Consider the following 20,105-nt stretch of genomic DNA (forward strand, 5'->3'; position numbering starts at 1 on the left):
TCGCCTCCTCATGGTCACCCAGAAGCGCCCGGCGGGGAAGAGTCCCGCACGGACCTGTGGGGCGGCCGCTCGAAGCAGCAGTCGCCGCACAGGCCGCCGCCGGGGCACCGGTAGTAGAGGCAGCAGCTGCGGCGCCGGAAGGCCGTGCCGTCCAGGGCTCCGGTGCCGCGCAGGTCGGGGTGGGCGAAGAGCTCGGCGGCCAGGGCCAGGGCGCGCTCCCCCACTTCGGTACGTCCCGTGCGCCGCGCCCAGGTGTGCAGTTCGCGGGCCGCGCCGGCGAGCGCGGAGCCCGCGTTGCCCCACAGCAGACGGGCGGAGATGCGGTAGCGGGAGCGCAGGGTGTCGGCCAGGGGCGCCAGATGGCTCTCCTGGACGGCGTTGCGGACGGCGGCGGCGTCGGCGGTCCTGCCCCGTACGTCGGTGAGCCACAGGTCGTCGGGCGAACTGCCGTCGGCGTCCCAGTGCAGTAGCTCCGGGTCGAGGTCCGGCACCTCGCCGTGCAGCGCGGCCGACCCGAGCGCCACCGACCACAGCCGTGCCGCGAGCCCCAACTGCGCCACGGACACGGCCACCCGCTCGTCGGGCGCGCCGAGCCGCGCGCCGACCTTGTCCACGCGGAACGCGAGGGGGCCGCTCTCGCCCGCGTACACCCGTGCCAGTGGCGCCACTTGGGCGCCGCCCGGCGGTGTTCCCGTGCGCAGGGCGAAGAATCCGCCGACGGAAGCGAGTTCGGCCAGGTCGATGCGGTGGTTGCCGGTGTGGTGGTTGCCGATGTGGTGTTTCACGACAGTAGAGCCTAGGCGGCCCGGCGGAACAGGGCCGTCCACAGGAAGGGCTCACCGAAGTGCGCGGACTCGGGCGACTCGTCGCGCATGCGGCGCAGTTCGACCTCGGTCAGGTCGGAGAAGATCCAGCGCAGGGACTCCGGTGTGTAGGCGAGACCACCCTGGAGGCCTGACGCGCGGTAGAAGTCCGCGTCGGGCAGCTCGGAGCCCATCCCGCCGGCGGCGAAACAGGTCAGGGCGAGATGACCGCCGGGCGCCAGGACGCGGTCGAGCAGGGCGAGGTAGCTGATGCGGCGGTGCGGCGGCAGGTGGTGGAAGCAGCCCGAGTCGTAGATCAGGTCGTACGGGCCGCCCAGCTCGTCCGCCGTGAGTTCGAAGGCGTCGCCGCAGTGGAACCGGACGTCCGCGCCGGCCTCGCGGGCCCGCTCGTCGGCCCAGGCGACGGCCGCCGGGGAGAGGTCGACGGCGTCCACCCGGAAGCCCTCGGCGGCCAGGTGCAGGGCGTTGCGGCCCGGTCCGCAGCCCAGGTCCAGGGCGCGGCCCGGCGTGATCAGGCCCCGGTCGAGGTACGCGACCAGGTTCTCGTCCGGTTTCGCCACGAAGAACGGCACCTGCCGGGAGCGGTCGTCGTAGAAGCCGTCCCACCAGTCCGCCGCGTCAGCGGTCCAGCGGTCCGCTTCCGGCGCGAACAGGCCGTCCAGGAGCTTCAGGACGTCGTCGACACTGCGTATGTTCCGGTGCATCCGGACCCCTTTCCACGAGCGGAAATCGTATCGACGGAAAGCACCAAAGCCCAGGTCAGGTGCTATATGGCGAGGGTGTGAGCAGGCGTCTGGGGAGGGCTGGAGACGGGTGGCAGGTCGGCACACCGGACCGCCGGCGCACGGTCGCCCGAGCCGTGGCCAGCGGCCCGCACGGGGCCGTTCCCGGCTCCGCTCGCGGAAGAATTTTCGAGATTCTGGATGATCGGCCGAACTACCGCGTAACCCACCCGTGGGAGGACATCTGGCGGGTCGTACTCCATCGGCAGTAGGACCCAATGCCTGCTGAGGGACGACGACGTGGAGCCAATTCCGCGAGATCGTAGTGAGTATGGAAGCCGACCGTTCGCCGCGCCGGACGCCCCGGGCCCACAGGGCGTATCGCACACCGTGGAGCACCTCATGAGTGCCCTCACGGTGGCCGTGCTGCTCTCCCTCGTTTCCGCCGTCGCCTATGCGGGCGGGGCGATCCTTCAGGAGCGCGTCGCGGTGACCACGCCGGAGCGGCGGTACGCCCCGCTGGGCCGCGGCATGTGGTGGGTCGCGATCGCGCTGAACGGCCTCGGTGCGGTTCTGCACGTGGTCGCGCTCGCGTACGGGCCGCTGAGCGTGGTGCAGCCGCTGGGCGCGCTGACCATCGTCTTCGCCCTGCCGATGGCCGCCGTGTTCGTGCGCCGCAAGGCAGGGGCCACCGCGTGGCGCGGCGCGATCATGGCGACCGTGGGACTCGCGGGCCTGTTGTCGCTGACCCAGGCCGCCGACGCGCAGTCCCTGGACAACGCCGAGCGGGTCATGGTGGCGCTCGCCACCGGCGGTGCCGTCCTGGCGCTGATGGTGCTCGCTCATGCCGTGCACCGGCATCCGGTGGTGCGCAGTGTCCTGCTGGCCGGTGCGGCGGGCGTGGCCTTCGGCATCGCCTCGGTATTCACCAAGACCGTGGCGGTGGACTGGTCGGAGAACGAGCCGCTGACGCAGCAGGTGCCGAGCCTCGCGGTGATCGCCGTCCTCGCGAGCGCCGGAGTGCTCATCTCGCAGGCCTCGTACCGCGGGGCGGGCCTCGCGGCGCCGCTGTCCACGGTGACGGTGGTGAATCCGGTCGTGGCGGCCGCGGTGGGGCTCACGCTCTTCGGCGAATCGTTCCGCTACGGCGCCACCGGTGCCGCCGTCGCGCTGGCCTTCGGCGTCGTCGCCGCCGGCGGTCTGATCCTGCTGACCACGGAGCGGATCGCCACGGAGGGCCATCCGGCTCCCCCGGCGAGCGTGCCGGTGGCCAAGGGCGGGCCCGCGCCCGCGGATCCCGTCGTGGACGCAGGGGATGTGCGGGCGCACGAGCTGCCGGCAGTGCCTTCGCAGCCCACGCCCGGTCCGCACCGGCGGGTGCTGTTCCGCCACGCCCGTCATCCTCGGGAAAGCATCGGCTCCTGAGGCGTCGTCGAGGCCCTCGATGCCCTTGGGTACGCATTGTTGAAGCCCCCTGAGTCTCGGATTCAGGGGGCTTCCGGCGTTTCGGGAGCGTCGCTCAGATCCGTACGCCGCCCGCGCGGAGATAGGCGAGCGGATCGACGTCCGAGCCGAAGCCGGGCCCCGTCCGGATCTCGAAGTGCAGATGCGGTCCTGTGCTGTTGCCCGTGGACCCGGAGCGGGCGATGCGCTGTCCGGCGCCGACCTTCTGCCCTGCCTTCACCGTGAGCGCCGAGAGATGGCCGTACTGGGAGTACTTGCCGTCGGCGTGCCGGATCACCACTTCATAGCCGTACGAGCCGCCCCAGCCGGACGACACGACCGTGCCCCCGGCGACGGCCTTCACGGAGGTGCCGGTCGCCACGGGGAAGTCGACTCCCGTGTGGTAGCCCTTCGACCAGGAACCGCCCGCCGCGCGATAGGGCGTGCTGGGGGACGCGGCCACCGGGGCGGAGAAGCCCTGGGTCGCCTGGGCGGGCTTCGCCTTGCGGGGCTCGGCCTTGGGCTTCGGCTTGGGCTCGGCCTTGGGTTTCGGCTCGGCCCGCTGCTTCGGCTCGGCCTTCGGCTTCGGCTCGGCCTTTGGCCTGGGCTCCGCCCGCTGCTTCTGCGCGGCGTGCAGCGAGAGCCGCTGGCCCGGCGTGATCAGGTCGGGGTCGCCGCCGATGACCTGGCGGTTGGTGTCGTACAACTGCCGCCAGCCGCCGCCGACTTGACGTTCGTCGGCGATCCCGGAGAGCGTGTCGCCGCGGACGACGGTGTACATCCGGGCGGTGCCCGCGGTGGACTGCGGTGTCACCTCCGGCTTGACGTCCTTGACCTGGCGCTCGGGCGTCTTCGGCGCGGTCTTCTTCGGGGCGCTCATCGGCGTGACGTCCGGCGCGTCGCCGCCCCGGGTCAGGCCCGCCCGCTCCGAACAGACCGGCCAGGCGCGCGGCCCCTGCGCCTCGAGCACCTTCTCGGCGACGGCTATCTGCTGGTCCTTGGTGGCTCGGTCGGCGCGCGGGGCGTAGGCGGTGCCGCCGTACGCCTCCCAGGTGGACTGCTTGAACTGGAGGCCGCCGTAGTAGCCGTTGCCAGTGTTGATGCTCCAGTTGTTGGTGGACTCGCACGCCGCGACCTTGTTCCAGGTGTCGACGTCGGCCGCGTTCGCCGTTCCGGTGCCGATCAGCGGAAGCGCCATCCCCGCGCCGCCCGCGGTGACGGTCAGCGACGCTCGGTTGATCCGGTTCGGCTGATACCGGCGGTGCCGGCCGCGTACGGCCATGAGAGCCCCCTCGGACACACACATCACAGTCAGTTCGGAACGTCAGGTCGGGACATCGGGTCGGAATGGTCACATCAGACACACGACAAGGCGGCAAGTTAGCCGCTCCGACCGATCCATGACAAGGGTGCGAGGCCGAGGGGACTCCGGTCGGTCACGCCGTCAAGTACTCAGCGAGCCAACGGAGTTGCACACCTTCCTGGTAAGGGCCGCCGCCCTCGTGGTCGTTGAAGGCGTACACCTCCATCGATCGCTCGGCCCCCGCGTAGGCGTTGTGGGCGGCGAACACCGTGGACGGCGGGCACGTGAGGTCCTCCAGGGCCGCCGAGAAGAGCGCGGGCGCCCGGCCCCGCGCCGCGAAGTGCACGCCGTCGAAGTAGGAGAGTGTCTGAAAGACGCGCTCTTCGGAGCCGCGCCTTGCCTTCATATAGAGAGCGATCTCCCTGTACGGCGGGCGGTCGGTGAGGGTCGTCGCGCGGGGGAAGTCGCACAGGAACGGCACATCGGGCGCGATCGCCGCCAGGTCGGGGACGAGCCCGCCGACGGCGAGCGTGATCCCGCCGCCCTGGCTGCCGCCGACCGCGGCCACCCGGGACGCGTCCACCAGCGGATGCGTACGGGCCGCCTCGACGGCTCGTACGCCGTCGGTGAAGACACGCCGGTAGTAGTACTCGCGCGGGTCGTCGATGCCGCGCGTCATATAGCCCGGATACGCCGGTCCGCTGCCGACCGGGTCCGGTGTGTCGCCCGCCGAACCGCCGCTGCCCTGGCCCCGGGTGTCCATCACGAAGTGCGCGAAGCCCGCCGCCGACCACAGCAGATGCTCGTGGGGAAGTCCGCGTCCGCCTCCGTACCCGATGTACTGGACGACGGCGGGCAGCGGCTCGCTCGCCCCGGCGGGCAGAATCAGCCAGCCCTTGACGGGGTGGCCGCCGAACCCGGCGAACGTCACGTCGAAGACGTCGACCGTGCTCAGCGGGACGTCCACCGGGACAAAGCGCGCGTCCAGGTCGTGCTCGCGTGCGGCCGAAAGGGTCTTCTCCCAGAACGCGTCGAAGTCCTCCGGTTCCGTCAGATCGGCCCGGTAGCGGCGGAGTTCGTCGAGCGGCATGTCGAAATGGGGCACGGGCGACTCCTTCGTCGGACACAGTGTCGGAATGTCACGCTACGCCGCGGGGCAATACTGGCGAACACCACCGGCACTTCCCCTTCCAGCAGCACTTCCAGGAGCCACGGCATGAGCAGCACGTCAGCCCAGATCGGTGTCACGGGCCTCGCGGTCATGGGGCGCAATCTGGCCCGAAACTTCGCCCGCAACGGCTATACGGTCGCCCTCCACAACCGCACGTCGGCCAGGACCCGTGCCTTGGTCGAGGAGTTCGGCGACGAGGGCGACTTCATCCCCACGGAGACCGCCAAGGAGTTCGTCGCCGCGCTCGAACGCCCGCGCCGACTGGTCGTCATGGTGAAGGCGGGCAAGCCCACGGACGCGGTGATCGAGGAGTTCGCCCCGCTCCTCGAACCGGGCGACATGATCGTCGACGGCGGCAACGCGCACTTCGCGGACACCCGGCGCCGCGAGCGCGAACTGCGGGAGCAGGGCCTCCACTTCGTCGGCACGGGCGTCTCCGGCGGCGAGGAGGGCGCGCTGCTCGGCCCGAGCATCATGCCGGGCGGCTCCGAGGAGTCGTACGCGGCGCTCGGCCCGATGCTGGAGAACATCTCGGCGAAGGCCGCGGACGGCGCCCCCTGTGTCACGCACGTCGGCCCGGACGGCGCGGGGCACTTCGTGAAGATGGTGCACAACGGCATCGAGTACGCGGACATGCAGCTGATCGCCGAGGCATATCAGCTCCTGCGCGACGTGGGGGGCTACTCCCCCGCGCAGATCGCGGACATCTTCCGCACCTGGAACACCGGCCGCCTCGACTCGTATCTGATCGAGATCACGGCGGAGGTCCTCAGCCACGTCGACGCGGAGACGGGCAAGCCGTTCGTGGACGTGGTGCAGGACCGGGCCGAGCAGAAGGGCACCGGCCGCTGGACCGTGCAGATCGCCCTGGATCTGGGCGTGCCGGTGTCGGGCATCGCCGAGGCGGTGTTCGCCCGCTCGCTCTCGGGGCACACGGAACTGCGGGCCGCGTCACGGGAGTTGCCGGGTCCCACGGCGCGGCCGCTGGGCGATGCGGAGGCGCGGGCATTCGCCGACCAGGTCGAACAGGCGCTGTACGCCTCGAAGATCGTGTCGTACACGCAGGGCTTCCACGAGATCGCGGCGGGCAGCGCGGAGTACGGCTGGAACATCGACCTGGGCGCGGTCGCCGCCATCTGGCGGGGCGGCTGCATCATCCGGGCCGCCTTCCTTGACCGCATCCGCGCCGCCTACGACGCCCGCCCCGACCTGCCGAGCCTGCTCTCGGACGCGACGTTCGCGCAGGAGATCGGCGCGGCCCAGGACGACTGGCGCGCGGTCGTCGTCGCCGCCACGCGGCAGGGCGTGCCCACGCCGGGCTTCTCGGCGGCCCTCGCCTACTACGACGCGCTGCGCGCGGACCGGCTGCCGGCCGCGCTGACGCAGGGGCAGCGTGACTTCTTCGGGGCGCACACCTATCGGCGTACGGACCGTGAGGGGTCGTTCCACACGTTGTGGGGCGGTGACCGCTCCGAGGTGCGGTCCTAGCGACTCCGGGTGAGCCTCACATCGGTTTCGGCTCCGTGTCCGGTCCCGGCGGCTGCGGGACCGGGGACGGGGGCGGCTCCGGCACGGGTGCCGGCTCGGGGCGCGGCACCGGGTCCGGGACGGGGATGGGCCGATTGGGGTCAGGGACCGGGATCGGCCCGTTCGGGTCCGGGAACGGCGGGGGCGGCGCGGGGTCGGGGTGGGTCATGGGGTCCTCCAGCGGGGTTCGGAGGTCGGTCTGCGGGGTCCGGAGGTCGGACGCGTCCACTCTCTCCCGCCTCGCGTGCCCGCGCCCGCCGAGTCCACGCGTCCCCGCGCCGCCCGATGTCAGCCTTCGGTGCGGCTGAGCCGTACGACGGGTATGTCCCGGTCGGTCTTGCGCTGGTACTCCGCATAGGGGGCGAACAGCTCGACGAGGCCCGGCCAGACCCTGGCCTTGTCCGCGGCCGAGAGACTGATCACGGCTTGGTCGTCCTGCTGAGCCATGTCCGCTCCCGCTCCCTGCCGACGTCGGCACGCGCGAGGTGAGTGATCGCTCACCCCCCGCGTTCACCCTACGACGTGGCACCCGCCCGGCACCGGAGAACGGCCGCGTTCAGGCCGGTACGCGGGCTGGCCAGGACCGGGACGGCAAGGGCTGACCTGTCGGCCACGTCCGCGATGGACGCCTGGGCGAGCACGACGGCATCGACGCCCTCCAAGGCGTCGACGGCGTCCGCGACGAGCTCCAGGCATCCGTCCCGGTCCCCGGCGGCGAACCGATCCCAGGCGCCCGCCACCAGAACGGTGGTGACCTCGACGGGGCGCCCGGCCCGCGCCGCCTCCTCCTCGACTAGGGCGAGGGTCGGCTCCAGGGTGCTCTCCACCGTGGCGACGACCGCGACGGACCGCCCCGCGGCGACGGCGGCGGCCGCCATGGGCCGGTCGACCCGCAGGACCGGCACGCCGAGCGCGGCGGCGCCCGCCTCGGCGACACCGCCGAGGGTCGAGCAGGTGCAGAGCACGGCGTCCGCCCCGTCGGCGACGGCCTGCTCAAGGAGCTCCTGGACGTCACCGGCCACCGCCTGCGGCCCTTCCACGCGGGCCCGCGCGAGCAGGTCCTCATGGACGAGGTGCCGCAGGGCGAGCCCTGGATGGTCCTGGTCCCGCAGCCCCTCGAAGACGGGCACGTGCACGGGCGAGGTGTGCAGCAGGGCGAGGCTCGCGCCAGTCGTGTCGGTCGCGTCGGTCACCATGCGGCCGGGTCCGATCGCACCTTGTCCAGGGCGGCCTTGACCAGTTCGCCGGAGGGCACCGGCGCCTCGTCCGGATGCCGCTCGGCCCACTTCACGACGTACGGACACAGGGGCGCGACGGCGATGCCCTCACGAGCGGCCATCACATACAGCTCCCTGGCCAGCGTTCCCGCGATGCCCTCGCCCTCGTGCGCGGGCTCGACCTCGGTGTGCACCGGGACCACGGCGCGCTCGGGATCCTCCAGCGTGAAGTACACGATCTGGCCGACGACTTCGTCGCCCGCGCGGGCCTCCAGGACGCCGCGCGCCCGGTCGTCACGGATCTCGATCGCACTGCTCATCGGCTCTCCTGGAGGTCTGGAGGTCTCACACCGCCTGCGGACTGCGCTCCATGTCGTCGGCGCCGGGAACCGGCGCGGCCGCGTCGTCACCGAGGGCCACGACGCGGTTGTCCGCACCGTCCACGTGCACGACCTTGGGCCGTAGCGTGCGTGCTTCGGCGTCGTCGACCTGGGCGTAGCTGATGATGATCACCCTATCGCCGGGGTGCACGAGGTGCGCTGCCGCACCGTTGATCCCGATGACGCCGCTGCCGCGCTCGCCCTCGATGGTGTACGTCTCGAGGCGGGCGCCGTTGGTGATGTCGACGATGTGCACGAGCTCGCCGGGCAGCAGGTCGGCGGCGTCGAGGAGGTCGGCGTCGATGGTGACGGATCCCACGTAGTGCAGGTCGGCCTGGGTCACCGTGGCGCGGTGGATCTTGGACTTGAACATGGTGCGAAGCATCAGAACACTCCGGAATCTAGGCTCCCTGCCCGCGTTTTTGCAGGTCAAGGGCTGGACGCGCATTTTATATCGTGTCGCGGGTTCCCACCAGGGCCGCGTGTCCCCGGGACGCCTACCTATTCGGCCCCAACCGAATAGCCCTCCTGCCGCCGCGAGCCATTGCGACCTTTCTTGTGCATCGAGATGAGAGCGGGGCGCGACTATCAGTTTCTCGCCCACGTTCGACAAGAGAGGGAGTTCTCCATAACGCCGGTACCGCGGTTCTGGCATCGCCCGCTGCCGCTGCGCCGGCGGAAGGCGCTCGTCGAATTCCGAGGAAGAGGCCGGCAAGGGTCTCCACGCCGCCGGGAAGACGAAGTTGATGCGGTGGTATTCGGACGGTGGCTACAAGGGGAGGATGAAGTCCACCATCTACGGCTACGAGGGAACGTGTGACACAGCGGGCTACGGATTCGAGCCCAGCAACGACTGGAAGGACAGCCTTTCGTCCATCAAGGGCTACGGTGCGTGCAACCGCGTCAAGTTGACCAACATCCGCGAAACTCACTCGAAGACATTCAAGCTCCCGGAGAGCTTCGGTGATGAGCTCTACAACAACAACGTCGGCTACGTGAAGATCTGGCACGGCTGAGCCGAAGGTTCCGGGATCCGTTCCCGGCGGGGGCCGTCCGTCGCGCACTTTCCTGTACCGCGTCGGACGGCCCCTCGGCCATAATTCCGTCACCACGGCGGGAGGAAGCCGATGCGGGAGAGCGTGGATGCCAGGCACAAGCGGGTGCTCGGCCTCGTGCGGGAGCGCGGGAGCATGCGCGTCGTCGAGCTTGCGGAGCGGCTCGGTGTGTCGGTGGAGACCGCCCGGCGGGACGTGGCCACGCTGGCCGGGGCGGGCCGGCTGCGGCGGCTGCACGGCTCGGTGCACTGGCCGACCGCCCAGCTGAGTCCGCACGAGGCGGCCCGGCTCGCCCGCTCGGCGCCGGCGGCTATGGCTACAGCTCCGTCTGCGCAGAGCGGTCTCGTCCTCGGCATGGTCGTACCGGCGACCGGCTACTTCTACCCCTCGGTCATCCGCGGCGCCCGCGACGCGGCCGCCGCCCTGGGTGCCCGGCTGCTCGTCGGGACCACCGACTACCGCGGTGAGGAGGACACCCGGCGGATCGAGACCCTCGTCGAGGCCGGTGCCACCGGGCTGCTCCTGACGCCCAGTTGGGGCATCGACGGTCCTGGCCCGGACGCGCTGCGGGAGCTCATCGGCCTCCCCGTCCCCGCGGTGCTCGTGGAGCGGCGGATACCGACGGGCTCGCGCGGCGCCGAGATCGGCCGGGTCGGCTCCGCCCATGCGGAGGGTGCCGCGTCGGCGGTGCGCCATCTCGCCGCGCTCGGGCACCGGCGTATCGCGCTGCTCTCCCGGACCACGCACACCTCGCCGCATCTGCGCCGCGGCTACCGCGCCGCGATCAGCTCGTTCGGCTTCGCCCAGGACGACCTGTCCCCGCTGGACGCCGCAGGGCCCGGCGGATTCGACACCTTCGAGCGGGACGCCGACCGGCTCCTGCAACTCGCGGCGTCCGACGGGGTGCGGGCCGCGATCGTGCACACCGACGCCGACGCGATCAATCTGCTCCAGCGGCTGACGGCCCGTGGCCTCCGGGTGCCCGAGGACTTCGCGATCGTCGCGTACGACGACGAGCTCGCCGCGCTGGCCGATGTGCCGCGGTCGGGAGCGTTCCCTGGACGCCGGGCACCTGGAACAAGATCGAGCTCGGCATCAACGCCCAGTCGTCCACGAGCGGATCCTTCTCGCTGTACGTCAACGGCAAGCTGGTCGCCGATCGGCAGAGCGCCCGGACCTGGGACCTGAAGGGCAACGTCCCGCGCTGGGGCACCTACGGCTCCACCATCACCGACGTGGAGTCCGTGCACTGGGTCGACGGTCTGAAGATGGGTTCGGCCCGCGGTGACGTCGACTGACCCGTCAGTCGCTGTGCAGTGCCGCCCGCAGTTCGTCGTCCACCGACCGCTTCTCCCGTCCCCGCCCTCGCGTGGTGTCGATGACCACCTCGTGCAGGGTGCCGCGCCACGCGAACGGGGGCCTGTAGCGCTCCGGGTCGACCGATAGCCCTCGGTCGTGGCCGACGGCAAGACCCGCGCCCCCGTGCTGGAAGGTGTAGGGGAACGGGCCACCGAGGGGCGATTCCGCGATGTCCTCGCCGTCCACGTGGAGGATGAACTGCCCTTCCTCCTCGCCCTCTTGGCCCACCTCGTACCGCACGCCGAGCCGCTGTCTGCCCGCACCGAGCGGCTCCTTCGCCACCACCCGGTCCAGATCACCGGCGCGGGAACAGGCAAAGGCGAGGCGGCCCTCGTCGGCGTACAGAACGAACCCGCCGTTGAGGTCGCCGAGCGCGCACAGCACACCTGCGGCCACCGTGCCGTCCGGCACCTCGGCATCGGCGGTCAGGTCGAAGCCGCCGAAGAGGAGGGGCAGCGCCTCGTCGTGCACCGGGATGCCGCCCGGAGCGTAGGAAGCACGGGCCGGTGGCGGCCAGGCGGGCGGGATCATCGCGGTGAGGCGTTCCTGCATGCGGTCGTCAAGGGGAAGGACCTGGTTGCGCTCGGCTTCCGCGTCCCACAGAGAAGCCAACTTCCGTACGACATCGGGGTGTTGATCCGCCACGTCGTGCGCCTCGGCGAAGTCGTCCGTGAGGCGGAACAGCGACCAGCGGTCGGCCGCGAAGTCGCGGCTGCCCGGCAGGAGTCGCTCCTCGTCCGCGACGCCGCGCGAGACGTGGTCCGTGGTGGCCTTCCACTCCCCGTGCACGATGGAGCGGGAGCCGAGCATCTCGAAGTACTGGGTGGGGCTGGGCAGTTGGGTTACCGGTAAGGCGTCGAGGACGGTCAGCAGGCTGCGGCCGTCCACCGGCTGCTGGGGCACACCGTCCACCTCCGTCGGCGTTTCGACCCCGCACGCGTCGAGGATCGTCGGCATGAGGTCGACGGCGTGCGTGAACGCGGAGCGGACCGCGCCCGGGTCGGGGACGCGGCGGGGCCAGTGCGCGATGAGCGGGGCGCGGGTGCCGCCGAGCCAGGTGTAGCGCTTCCACAGCCGCAGCGGCGTGTTGCCCGCCCAGGCCCAGCCCCAGGAGTAGTGCGGATAGGTCGCGGGGCCTCCCCAGTCGTCGAGCGCGGCAAGGTTGCGGGCGGCGCTGTCGCCCGAACGCGCGGTGAAGCGGTGCTCGTTGAGGGTGCCGAGGCGGCCGCCCTCCGCGCTCGCCCCGTTGTCGGAGAGAACGAGTACGAGGGTGTTGTCGAGGCGGCCGGTGCGGCGCAGGAAGTCGAGCAGCCGCCCGATCTGGGCGTCCGTGTGGGAGAGGAATCCGGCGTACACCTCCTGCATGCGCGCGAAGATCCGCCGTTCGTCCGCGTCCAGTTCACTCCAGTCCTGGATCCAGGGCGGGCGGGGCGAGAGTTCCGTGTTCCCGGGCACCACGCCGAGGGCGGTCTGCCGGGCGAAGGTCTGCTCGCGCCAGCGCTCCCAGCCCTGGTCGAAGCGGCCTCGGTAGGGGTCGCTCCAGGCGCGGGGCACGTGGTGCGGGGCGTGCGTCGCGCCGAGCGGGAAGTAGAGGAAGTAGGGCTTGTCGGGGGTGGCCTGCTTCTGGTCGAGGATCATGCGGATCGCGGAGTCGGCGAGGTCCTCGCTGAGGTGGTAGCCGTCATCGGGGCCCGCCGGGGGGTCGGTGTAGTGGTTGTCGCGGACGAGCCGCGGGGCGTAGTGGTTGGTGTCGCCCTGCAGGAAGCCGTAGAAGCGCTCGAAGCCGTAGCCGAGCGGCCAGCGGTCGAAAGGGCCGGACGCGGTGCGCTCCCAGCGTGGGGTGAGGTGCCATTTGCCGACGGCGAGGGTGGAGTAGCCGGCGTCGCGCAGCACGCGGGGCAGCGGCGCCGCGGACTTCGGCAGGCGGGCGGTGTAGCCGGGGTGGGCGATCGGCAGGTCGACGAGGAAGCCCATGCCGACGGCGTGGTGATTGCGGCCGGTCAGCAGGCTCGCGCGGGTCGGCGAGCACATCGCGGTGACGTGGAAGCGGTTGAAGCGCAGGCCGTCGGCGGCCAGGCGGTCCAGGTTCGGTGTCGCCATGTCGGAGCCGTAGCAGCCGAGTTGGGCGAAGCCGAGGTCGTCGAGGACGACGACGACGACGTCCGGGGCGTCGGGGGCGGGGCGTGGATCGACCGGGTAGTGGCGGTCAGTCATCGGTGGGGGCCTCCGGTTCACGCAGGTCGTCCGGTTCACGCGGGGTGTCAGGCTCCAGGAGTGCGCGTGTCGCGGGGGCAACGGGCGCGGTGAGGACGGCTACCGCCGCGTCGACGAGGTTCGCGACGAGCAGGTCCGTACGGCGTCCGGGGCTCGCCGTGCCGTGCTGCAGGGCGCGTTCGTGGTCGGCGAGGGTGTGCAGGGTGAGCCCGACGAAGACGCGCCACCGGTCGGCGCGGACGGGGGCGGGGAGTTCGGTGAGGCAGGCGTCGATGCGGGAGTGCAGCTCATGGAGCGCACGGGTCCAGGTCTCGGCGGCCAGGTCGTGGGGTGCGATGTCCTCGACGTACAGAGCCTGCGCGACGAACCGCAGGAAGTAGCTCGGCGGTCCGCCCCTGCCTGGCGCGGAGCGGGTGATCCGGTCGGCCATGGGCGCGACGAACACCTCGACGAGCGCCCGGAGTTCCTTGCCCCGCCCTTCGTCGTCGAGTGCGGCGATGCGGCGCAGCTGCCCTTCATTGGTCGGCCCGAGCCGGTGCGCGTAGACGGCGGTGACCAGGCCCCGTTTGTCGCCGAAGTGGTAGGCGACGGCGGAGGTGTTGCGCTGTTCGGCCGCCGCGGCGATCTCGCGCAGCGACACGGCGTGGATGCCGCGTTCGACGAAGAGCCGCTCGGCGGTCTCGATGAGGCGGAGCCGGGTGCGGGCGGGATGCGGGTGAGGCTGTGTCACGTCGGCCAGTGTGCGGGCCTTGCCCCTTCAACGCAAGTGCGTTAAAAGGTGAACTCCCAGCAATCTCAGATGAATTGACGGTCAGTCATAGACGAGCGGCGGTGCGACGAAGTCATGCCAGATCCCTCACCCGACCCCCGCACCCCCCTGCCCGACGACCGCTCCCCCGCCCAGTACGCGCTCCTGCTGGTCCCCCTCGTCCTGCTCACCGAAGTCACCGCGCTCGAACTCACCCTGATCTACCCGGTGTTGCCGCTGATGTCGGACGCGTTCGACACGCCTTCCATCGGCTGGACGCTGACCGTGGTGAGCCTGACGGGAGTGGTGGCGCAGCCGCTGCTCGGCCGGGTCGCCGACGTCATCGGCAAGAAGCGGATGATCCTGTACGCGGCAGGGCTCTTCGCGGCCGGCTCGCTGATCTGTGCGCTCGCGCCCTCCTACCCGGTCCTGCTCGCGGGCCGCGCCGTACAGGGCACCTGCCTGGTGATGGCTCCGGCGGCGTACGGCCTGATCCGTGACATCTTCCCGGCGCGGGTGGTCCCGGTGGCGCTCGGCGCCGTCACCACGGGGATCGGGCTGAGCGCGATCATCGGCCCGCTGACGGGCGGCGCGCTGGGCCAGGCCTTCGGCTACCGGGCGGTGTTCTGGTTCGCCCTCGCCTACGTCGCCGTCCTCACCCCGTGGTTCGCACGCGCCCTGCCCGAGTCGCCGGTCCGCCCCTCGCGCGCCGAGCGGCGCCCCGTCGACGCGGCGGGCGGGCTGCTCCTCGGAACGGGGGCGGGCGCGCTGCTGCTGTTCATCGGCCAGGGGGCGGGCTGGGGTTGGGCATCGTTGCCCACCCTTGTGACCCTCGGCTGCTCGCTCCTGCTGCTCACGGGCTTCGTACGGCGTGAACTACGCACCCCCGACCCGCTGATCGACCTGCGGTTGCTGACCGGGCCCGCCCTGCGCTGGACGCTCGTCGCGGCGTTCTCGGGAGCCTTCGCAATCGGCGGGACCGCCTTCGCCATGCCGATGCTGGTGCAGACGCCGACGTCGCTCGGCTACGGCTTCGGGATGAGTGTGCTCGGCGCCGCGGTGTTCCTCGTGCCGCAGGGGCTGATCGGCGCGGCATGCGGGCCGCTCGGCGGGCTCCTGGCCCGGCGCCGAGGACCCCGGTACACGCTCATGGTGGCGCTCTGCGGCCTCTCCGCCACCACCCTCACCCTCGCCCTGCTGCACACCGCGCTCTGGCAACTGCTGCTCGCCGCACTGTTCATGGGCATGGGCTTCGGCTGCTTCTTCGTCGGCGTCTCCAACCTGGTGGTGGAGGCGGTGCCCGCCGATCGCACGGCGGTGGGCGCGGGTCTGATGGGCGTGGCCAACAACCTCGGGCAGGCGACGGGGGTGACGCTCCTGGGCGCGGTCCTCGCCCGGTATCTGGTGGACGACTCGGACGAGGACCGGATCCTGTACGCGGAGACCGGCTACCTGCTCGCGTTCGGCCTGGCATCGGCGGTGGCCTTCGCCGGCCTGATGGTGGCGACGGCGATGCGCCACGGGCGCGCTCCCGCCTCGGGCGGGGTGCTGCGGCTCGTGGGGGCGGAGCGGGAACCCGGCCCCCAGAAGTCGCAGCGGCCCTGAGACGCGGCACACCGGCGCCCTTGAGACGCCGGTGTGCCGCACGAGCCGTTCCGCCTGCGCATCGGCGCGCGGCGCCCCTGCCTCTCGCGGAGAGCCCGCCGTCGGCCCGGGGTGCGATCAGGTCGTGCCGCAGGGCCCTGGCCGCGGACGCCGTGGACCACGGCCGTGGGACTGGGCCCTACGCCGCCACTTCCACGCCCTCACCCTCGACCGCCCCCACTCCGACGTCCTCGCCCTCGGCCGCTGCCACATCCTCGCCCTTGGCCGCGAACTGCGTCCGGTACAGCTCCGCGTAGCGACCGCCCGCCGCGAGCAGTTCCTCGTGCGTTCCGCGCTCCACGATCCGCCCTGCCTCGACGACGAGGATCTGGTCGGCGGACCGCACCGTCGAGAGGCGGTGCGCGATGACGATCGCGGTGCGGCCCTCCAGCGCCTCCGCGAGGGCCTCCTGCACCGCGGCCTCCGAGGTGTTGTCCAGGTGGGCCGTCGCCTCGTCGAGGATGACCACCCGCTGCTGGGCGAGCAGCAGCCTGGCGATCGTCATCCGCTGGCGCTCACCGCCGGAGAGGCGGTAACCGCGCTCGCCGACCACCGTGTCGAGGCCGTCGGGCAGGGAGCGCACGAGGTCTTCCATACGGGCCCTGCGCAGGACGTCCCACAGGTCGTCCTCGGTGGCCTCGGGGCGGGCGAGCAGCAAGTTGGCGCGGACCGACTCGTGGAAGAGGTGGCCGTCCTGGGTGACCATGCCGAGGGTCTGGCGCATGGACACCGCCGTGAGGTCACGGACGTCGACCCCGCCGATACGGACGGTCCCCGCGTCGGCGTCGTACAACCGGGGCAGCAGTTGCGCGATCGTCGACTTGCCCGCTCCGGAGGAGCCGACGAGCGCGACGGTCTGGCCGGGCTCGGCGCGGAAGGACAGTCCGTGCAGGACCTCGTCGCCGCCTCGGGTGTCGAGGGACGCGACCTCTTCGAGGGAGGCGAGGGAGACCTTGTCGGCGGACGGGTAGCCGAAGCGGACGTCGTCGAACTCCACCGCCACCGGCCCCGATGGGACCTCGCGGGCGTCCAGCTTCTCGTCGATCAGCGGTTTCAGGTCGAGCACTTCGAAGACCCGCTCGAAGCTGACGAGCGCGCTCATGACCTCGACCCGTGCTCCCGCGAGGGAGGTCAGCGGCGCGTAAAGGCGGGTGAGCAGCAGGGCGAGGGAGACCACGGCGCCCGCGTCCAGCGTGCCCTCCAGGGCGAAGTAGCCGCCCAGACCGTAGACGAGAGCAAGCGCGAGGGCCGAGACGAGGGTGAGCGCGGTGATGAACGCGGACTGCGCCATGGCCGTGCGTACGCCGATGTCCCGCACCCTCTGGGCTCGCGCGGCGAACTCCGCGGACTCGGCGCCGGGCCGCCCGAAGAGCTTGATCAGCGTGGCGCCAGGAGCGGAGAAGCGCTCGGTCATGCGCGTACCCATCGCCGCGTTGTGGTGCGCGGCCTCCCGCTGGAGTTTGGCCATCCGGGAGCCCATGCGGCGCGCGGGGACGACGAACACCGGAAGGAGCAGGAGCGCGAGGAGCGTGATCTGCCAGGAGAGCGTCAGCATCACGGCCAGCGTGAGGAGCAGCGTCACGATGTTGCCGACCACGCCGGAGAGGGTGTTGCTGAAGGCGCGCTGCGCGCCGATCACGTCGTTGTTGAGGCGGCTGACGAGCGCGCCGGTGCGGGTGCGGGTGAAGAAGGCGACGGGCATGCGTTGTACGTGGTCGAAGACGGCGGTCCGCAGATCGAGGATGAGCCCCTCCCCCAGGTTCGCCGACAGCCAGCGGCTGAGCAGGCCGAGTCCCGCTTCGGCGATGGCGATGGCGGCGATGAGCAGGGCGTACCGGACGACGAGAGAGGACTCCCCGTCGGAGACGATCGCGTTCACCACATTGCCCGCGAGGACGGGGGTCGCCACGGCGAGCAGCGCGGTCACGATGCTCAGGAGGACGAAGTAGGCGATGCGGCGCCGGTGCGGGCGGGCGAACGCGCCGATGCGGCGCAGCGTGGCGCGGGCGAAGGGGCGGCGGTCCTGCTCGGCGTTCATGACGCTGTGCAGCTGGGTCCAGGCTGTCGTTTCCATGCTCATGAGAGGAACGTAAGACCTCAAGCTTTCTTGAGGTCAAGCTTCACCGGGACAGGCATCGGAAAGAGATACCGTTACCGACTTCCTGATTCGAGAAAGCGAATACATGCGAGAGCTACGAAGGCGTTCTCTGCTGTCCGCGATCGGCGGCACGGCCGTTGCAGGAGGCGGCTTCACCGCCGCTGGTGCGGGAAGCGCCCAGGCCGCGCCGCAGCGCCCGCGCCGCCCCGACCCGAAGGTCGAGAAGTTGCTCGACCGTATGACTGTCGAAGAGAAGCTGGGGCAGCTGCAGCAACTGCCGTGGGCGGTCAGTACGGGCCCCGGCGGCAGCGAGACCAAGGATGTCGAGGACGCGGCGCGCGCGGGACGCCTCGGTTCCGTCCTGAACATCTTCGGCGCCGAGAACAGCAACGCCCTGCAGCGCATCGCCGTCGAGGAGTCCCGGCTCGGTATCCCCCTGCTCTTCGGGCTCGATGTCATCCATGGTCTGTGGACGACGTTCCCGATCCCCCTCGCCCAGGCGGCGAGCTTCGACCCGGAGGTCACCCGGCGGGACGCCGAGGTCTCCGCGAAGGAGTCCCGCTCGAACGGTGTGCACTGGACGTTCTCGCCGATGATGGACGTCACGCACGAGCCGCGCTGGGGCCGCATCGCCGAGGGCTGCGGCGAGGACCCGTACCTCACGACGGCGTTCGCCGTCGCCAAGGTGGAGGGCTACCAGGGCGAGAAGGGCGAGCAGGGTGCGGGCCTGGCCGCCAAGGACCGCATCGCCGCCTGCGCCAAGCACTTCGTCGCGTACGGCGGGGCCGAGGGCGGCCGTGACTACAACACCGTCGACGTGTCCGAGTCCCGGCTGCGCAATCTGTATCTGCCGCCGTTCAAGGCCGCGTTGGACGCGGGGGTGGCCTCCTTCAACACGATCAGCGGCGTCCCCGCGCACGCCAACTCCCACACCCTGATCGACGTATTGCACAAGGAGTGGGGCTTTGACGGGTTCGTCGTCAGCGACTGGAACGGCGTCGACGAGCTGATCGCGCACGGCTTCGCCGAGGACGGCGCCGACGCGGCCCGGCTCGCGCTCAACGCGGGCGTCGACATGGAGATGGCGAGCACGGACCTGGCCAAGCACGGCAAGAAGCTGCTGAGCGGCGGGAAGATCAGCGAGCAGCGGCTCGACGAGGCGGTCGCGCGGATCCTGCGCCTCAAGTTCGCGCTCGGCCTCTTCGAGAATCCGTACGTCGACGAAGGCGCCGCCATCGACAAGCCGTCCGCAGCTGCGCGCAAGGCGGCCCGTGAGACGGCGGCCCGCTCCATGGTGCTCCTGAAGAACGCGGGACAGGCGCTCCCGCTCAAGAGGTCGACCGGGTCGATCGCGGTCGTCGGACCGTTCGGCGACTCCGATGATCTCCTCGGAACCTGGACGTTCCTCGGTGCCACGAAGAACTTCCCCGCAGGGAAGGTGCTCGACGCGGTCAAGCGCGCGGCCCCCGACGCGAAGGTGACGTACGCGAAGGGAGTCGACCCGGAGGGCAAGGACACCAGTGGCATCCCGGCGGCGGTCGCCGCGGCCAAGGGCGCCGATGTCACCGTCGTGGTGGTCGGCGAGCCCCCGGCGATGAGCGGCGAGGCGGCGGCGCGCAGCGACATCGGTCTTCCCGGCGCGCAGGAGAAGCTGATCGAGGCGATCGCGGAGACGGGCAAGCCGTTCGTGGTGGTCCTGGTCAACGGGCGTCCGCTGACGATCGGCGACTGGCTGGACGGGGCACCCGCCGTTCTCGAGGCCTGGCACCCGGGGCTCGAGGCCGGGAACGCCATCGCCGACGTGCTGTTCGGCGAGGTCAACCCCGGCGGCAAGCTGCCCGTCTCGTTCCCGCGCACGGTCGGCCAGATCCCCGTCCACTACAACCGGGAGTCGACGGGCCGTCCGTACGCCGCGGACAACAAGTACACGTCCAAGTACCTGGACCTGCCGCCGGACCCGCAGTTCGCCTTCGGCCACGGTCTCGGCTACACCACCTTCGAGGTAGGCGCCCCGAAGCTCAGCCGCGACCGTGTGTCGGCGGGCGCCCTGCGCAAGGGCGACACCGTGGAGGTCTCGGTCACGCTCGCCAACACCGGTGACCGGACGGGCGACGAGGTCGTCCAGTTGTACGTCCACGACATCGCGGCGAGCATCGCCCAGCCGGTGCGCAGGCTGCGCGGGTTCCGCCGGGTGACCCTGGACGCGGGCAGGTCGACAACGGTCCGCTTCCGGCTCGGCGCCGATGACTTCGGGTTCTGGACGAACGCCGAGGACGGTGAATTCCGCGTCGAGGCAGGGGCGGTGGACCTCTACGTCGGCAACAGCTCGGAGGCGAAGGCGAAGCAACGGCTGACGATCACGTAACGCGCTGGTGTGCGGGCCGGACCCGGTGGGGTCCG

The 20,105-nt window shown here is 71.3% G+C and carries 17 protein-coding genes and 1 pseudogene; 7 read left to right on the top strand and 11 right to left on the bottom strand.

Going from position 1 to position 20,105, the window contains the following annotated elements; all coding sequences use genetic code 11:
• Window positions 1-14: 14 nt before the first annotated feature.
• Window positions 15-785, bottom strand: a complete 771-nt coding sequence (locus AB0O76_RS13315; RefSeq protein WP_365489093.1) for an IucA/IucC family C-terminal-domain containing protein — start codon at window positions 783-785, stop codon at window positions 15-17.
• An 11-nt stretch (window positions 786-796) separates the two neighbouring features.
• Window positions 797-1,528 (bottom strand): methyltransferase domain-containing protein, encoded by a 732-nt coding sequence (locus tag AB0O76_RS13320; RefSeq protein WP_365489096.1) that lies wholly within the window; start codon window positions 1,526-1,528, stop codon window positions 797-799.
• Window positions 1,529-1,948: 420 nt separating this feature from the next.
• Here AB0O76_RS13320 and AB0O76_RS13325 point away from each other — a divergent pair, with 420 nt between their 5' ends.
• A complete protein-coding gene (locus tag AB0O76_RS13325) occupies window positions 1,949-2,971 on the top strand; it encodes a DMT family transporter (RefSeq protein WP_365489099.1) in 1,023 nt (340 codons plus the stop codon).
• 94 nt (window positions 2,972-3,065) lie between these two features.
• Here AB0O76_RS13325 and AB0O76_RS13330 read toward each other — a convergent pair whose 3' ends face one another.
• Both AB0O76_RS13330 and AB0O76_RS13335 read right to left on the bottom strand, forming a co-directional pair.
• Complete coding sequence (locus AB0O76_RS13330) at window positions 3,066-4,271, bottom strand: transglycosylase family protein (RefSeq protein WP_365489102.1); 1,206 nt, start codon at window positions 4,269-4,271, stop codon at window positions 3,066-3,068.
• Window positions 4,272-4,425: 154 nt separating this feature from the next.
• A complete protein-coding gene (locus AB0O76_RS13335) occupies window positions 4,426-5,397 on the bottom strand; it encodes an acetylxylan esterase (RefSeq protein WP_365489105.1) in 972 nt (323 codons plus the stop codon).
• A gap of 111 nt (window positions 5,398-5,508) precedes the next feature.
• On the opposite strand from AB0O76_RS13335, the gene gndA reads away from it, so the two are divergent.
• Entirely contained in the window at window positions 5,509-6,951 is a 1,443-nt protein-coding gene (gene gndA, locus AB0O76_RS13340) for an NADP-dependent phosphogluconate dehydrogenase (RefSeq protein ID WP_365489108.1), read from the top strand.
• A 327-nt stretch (window positions 6,952-7,278) separates the two neighbouring features.
• Here gndA and AB0O76_RS13345 read toward each other — a convergent pair.
• The 4 genes and pseudogenes from AB0O76_RS13345 to panD all read right to left on the bottom strand — a co-directional run.
• Window positions 7,279-7,407: pseudogene (locus tag AB0O76_RS13345) on the bottom strand (nitroreductase/quinone reductase family protein); the annotation flags it as partial.
• A gap of 98 nt (window positions 7,408-7,505) precedes the next feature.
• Window positions 7,506-8,186 carry an aspartate/glutamate racemase family protein gene (locus AB0O76_RS13350; RefSeq protein ID WP_365489111.1) on the bottom strand — a complete coding sequence of 227 codons (681 nt, stop codon included), beginning with the start codon at window positions 8,184-8,186 and terminating at the stop codon, window positions 7,506-7,508.
• Window positions 8,180-8,527 carry a GNAT family N-acetyltransferase gene (locus AB0O76_RS13355; RefSeq protein ID WP_365489113.1) on the bottom strand — a complete coding sequence of 116 codons (348 nt, stop codon included), beginning with the start codon at window positions 8,525-8,527 and terminating at the stop codon, window positions 8,180-8,182. Before AB0O76_RS13355 ends, AB0O76_RS13350 begins: the two co-directional genes overlap by 7 nt.
• A gap of 25 nt (window positions 8,528-8,552) precedes the next feature.
• Window positions 8,553-8,972, bottom strand: a complete 420-nt coding sequence (gene panD / locus AB0O76_RS13360; protein WP_135336439.1) for an aspartate 1-decarboxylase — start codon at window positions 8,970-8,972, stop codon at window positions 8,553-8,555.
• 397 nt (window positions 8,973-9,369) lie between these two features.
• On the opposite strand from panD, the gene AB0O76_RS13365 reads away from it, so the two are divergent.
• From AB0O76_RS13365 to AB0O76_RS13375, 3 genes are all read left to right on the top strand, one after another.
• On the top strand, window positions 9,370-9,603 hold the full coding sequence (locus tag AB0O76_RS13365; RefSeq protein WP_365489117.1) for a hypothetical protein: 234 nt from the start codon (window positions 9,370-9,372) through the stop codon (window positions 9,601-9,603).
• 111 nt (window positions 9,604-9,714) lie between these two features.
• Window positions 9,715-10,830, top strand: a complete 1,116-nt coding sequence (locus AB0O76_RS13370; protein ID WP_365489120.1) for a substrate-binding domain-containing protein — start codon at window positions 9,715-9,717, stop codon at window positions 10,828-10,830.
• The gene (locus tag AB0O76_RS13375) at window positions 10,737-10,940 is read left to right on the top strand and encodes a hypothetical protein (protein WP_365489764.1); all 204 of its coding nucleotides are present in this window, start codon (window positions 10,737-10,739) and stop codon (window positions 10,938-10,940) included. Before AB0O76_RS13370 ends, AB0O76_RS13375 begins: the two co-directional genes overlap by 94 nt.
• Before the next feature lie 4 nt (window positions 10,941-10,944).
• Here the strand turns inward: AB0O76_RS13375 and AB0O76_RS13380 are convergent, their stop codons facing one another.
• On the bottom strand, window positions 10,945-13,215 hold the full coding sequence (locus AB0O76_RS13380; RefSeq protein WP_365489123.1) for an arylsulfatase: 2,271 nt from the start codon (window positions 13,213-13,215) through the stop codon (window positions 10,945-10,947).
• Entirely contained in the window at window positions 13,208-13,945 is a 738-nt protein-coding gene (locus tag AB0O76_RS13385) for a helix-turn-helix domain-containing protein (protein ID WP_365489126.1), read from the bottom strand. Before AB0O76_RS13385 ends, AB0O76_RS13380 begins: the two co-directional genes overlap by 8 nt.
• Window positions 13,946-14,059: 114 nt before the next feature.
• Here AB0O76_RS13385 and AB0O76_RS13390 point away from each other — a divergent pair, with 114 nt between their 5' ends.
• Window positions 14,060-15,568 carry an MFS transporter gene (locus AB0O76_RS13390; protein ID WP_365489129.1) on the top strand — a complete coding sequence of 503 codons (1,509 nt, stop codon included), beginning with the start codon at window positions 14,060-14,062 and terminating at the stop codon, window positions 15,566-15,568.
• 178 nt (window positions 15,569-15,746) lie between these two features.
• Here AB0O76_RS13390 and AB0O76_RS13395 read toward each other — a convergent pair whose 3' ends face one another.
• Window positions 15,747-17,687, bottom strand: a complete 1,941-nt coding sequence (locus tag AB0O76_RS13395) for an ABC transporter ATP-binding protein (protein WP_365489132.1) — start codon at window positions 17,685-17,687, stop codon at window positions 15,747-15,749.
• A 103-nt stretch (window positions 17,688-17,790) separates the two neighbouring features.
• Between AB0O76_RS13395 and AB0O76_RS13400 the strand changes: the two genes are divergently transcribed.
• Window positions 17,791-20,070, top strand: a complete 2,280-nt coding sequence (locus tag AB0O76_RS13400) for a glycoside hydrolase family 3 N-terminal domain-containing protein (protein WP_365489135.1) — start codon at window positions 17,791-17,793, stop codon at window positions 20,068-20,070.
• The last annotated feature ends 35 nt before the right edge of the window (window positions 20,071-20,105 follow it).

It is taken from the genome of Streptomyces sp. NPDC086554, assembly GCF_040686095.1.
In the GTDB taxonomy this organism is placed as follows: domain Bacteria; phylum Actinomycetota; class Actinomycetes; order Streptomycetales; family Streptomycetaceae; genus Streptomyces.

Coding starts and splice junctions, on each gene's coding strand:
- AB0O76_RS13320 (WP_365489096.1), bottom strand. CDS start 1,528: ATGCACCGGAACATACGCAGTGTCGACGACGTCCTGAAGCTCCTGGAC.
- AB0O76_RS13325 (WP_365489099.1), top strand. CDS start 1,949: ATGAGTGCCCTCACGGTGGCCGTGCTGCTCTCCCTCGTTTCCGCCGTC.
- AB0O76_RS13330 (WP_365489102.1), bottom strand. CDS start 4,271: ATGGCCGTACGCGGCCGGCACCGCCGGTATCAGCCGAACCGGATCAAC.
- gndA (WP_365489108.1), top strand. CDS start 5,509: ATGAGCAGCACGTCAGCCCAGATCGGTGTCACGGGCCTCGCGGTCATG.
- AB0O76_RS13350 (WP_365489111.1), bottom strand. CDS start 8,186: ATGGTGACCGACGCGACCGACACGACTGGCGCGAGCCTCGCCCTGCTG.
- AB0O76_RS13355 (WP_365489113.1), bottom strand. CDS start 8,527: ATGAGCAGTGCGATCGAGATCCGTGACGACCGGGCGCGCGGCGTCCTG.
- panD (WP_135336439.1), bottom strand. CDS start 8,972: ATGCTTCGCACCATGTTCAAGTCCAAGATCCACCGCGCCACGGTGACC.
- AB0O76_RS13365 (WP_365489117.1), top strand. CDS start 9,370: ATGAAGTCCACCATCTACGGCTACGAGGGAACGTGTGACACAGCGGGC.
- AB0O76_RS13370 (WP_365489120.1), top strand. CDS start 9,715: ATGCGGGAGAGCGTGGATGCCAGGCACAAGCGGGTGCTCGGCCTCGTG.
- AB0O76_RS13380 (WP_365489123.1), bottom strand. CDS start 13,215: ATGACTGACCGCCACTACCCGGTCGATCCACGCCCCGCCCCCGACGCC.
- AB0O76_RS13390 (WP_365489129.1), top strand. CDS start 14,060: ATGCCAGATCCCTCACCCGACCCCCGCACCCCCCTGCCCGACGACCGC.
- AB0O76_RS13395 (WP_365489132.1), bottom strand. CDS start 17,687: ATGAGCATGGAAACGACAGCCTGGACCCAGCTGCACAGCGTCATGAAC.
- AB0O76_RS13400 (WP_365489135.1), top strand. CDS start 17,791: ATGCGAGAGCTACGAAGGCGTTCTCTGCTGTCCGCGATCGGCGGCACG.